Consider the following 916-nt stretch of genomic DNA (forward strand, 5'->3'; position numbering starts at 1 on the left):
AGAGCCCGTCCGATAACGTCCGGCAGGGGTTGAGTGGCCGGAATGGCGGTGATTCCAGAAGGGTGCTGAAGCCTCATCTGGACGTGCCATGTGGACCCCGACCACTCGCCGGCAGCATAACCGTGCGCGCCTTCGATACGAAACCGACCTGACGGATACGGAATGGGCGGTGCGCGCCCATGATGCCAGAGCCCGCCTCGCGTGGTCGTCCGCCTGTCTGGACGATGCGGGAGGTCCTGAACGCGATCTTCTACGTGCTGCGCGGCGGCATCGCATGGCGGTTGATCCCAAAGGATCTCCCTCCGCGCAGCACGACGTTCGGCTACTTCAGCCGCTGGCGGGACGAGGGATTGTTCGGGCGGATCAACCACGCCCTGGTCATGGCCGACCGGGAGCGGGCCGGTCGCGAGGCCTCGCCGACGGCGGCCGTGCTCGACAGCCAGAGCGTGAAGACCACCGAGAGCGGCGGCCCGCGCGGCTACGACGCTGGAAAGAAGGTCAAGGGCCGCAAGCGTCAGGCCCTGGTCGACACGGACGGGCGCGCCCTCGTGCTCGATCCGCAGACCGCCGACATTCAGGATCGCGATGGGGCTGGACCGGTGCTGCGCCTGTCGCGGCGGACCTTCCCGTTCATCGTCAGAGCTTTCGCCGATGCAGGCTATGCCGGCGACAGACCCGCGACCGCCACCGTCATCACCATCGACATCGTGCGCAAACCGAAGGATCAGGTCGGCTTCGCCGTGCATCCACGCCGATGGGTGGTGGAACGCTTCTTCGGATGGATCAGCCGCAACCGACGCCTCTGGAAGGACCCGGAAGCGACCCTCGCCTCGGCCCAGGCCTTCCTCTACGCCGCCGCCGTCATGATCCTCGTCCGAAGGCTCGGGCGAGCATCATGACTTATCGGACGGACTCT

General features: G+C 66.8%; 1 protein-coding gene. It reads left to right on the forward strand.

Annotated features, from left to right (window positions below):
- The first annotated feature begins 88 nt into the window (after window positions 1-88).
- Window positions 89-899, forward strand: a protein-coding gene (locus E4V01_RS25405; RefSeq protein ID WP_135300304.1) for an IS5 family transposase whose coding sequence is annotated in 2 segments (ribosomal slippage) — window positions 89-174 and window positions 173-899 — 813 coding nt in all. Because the reading frame shifts where the segments join, the coding sequence is not laid out codon by codon here.
- Window positions 900-916: the final 17 nt, after the last annotated feature.

It is taken from the genome of Methylorubrum sp. Q1 (assembly GCF_004683995.1).
In the GTDB taxonomy this organism is placed as follows: Bacteria; Pseudomonadota; Alphaproteobacteria; order Rhizobiales; family Beijerinckiaceae; genus Methylobacterium.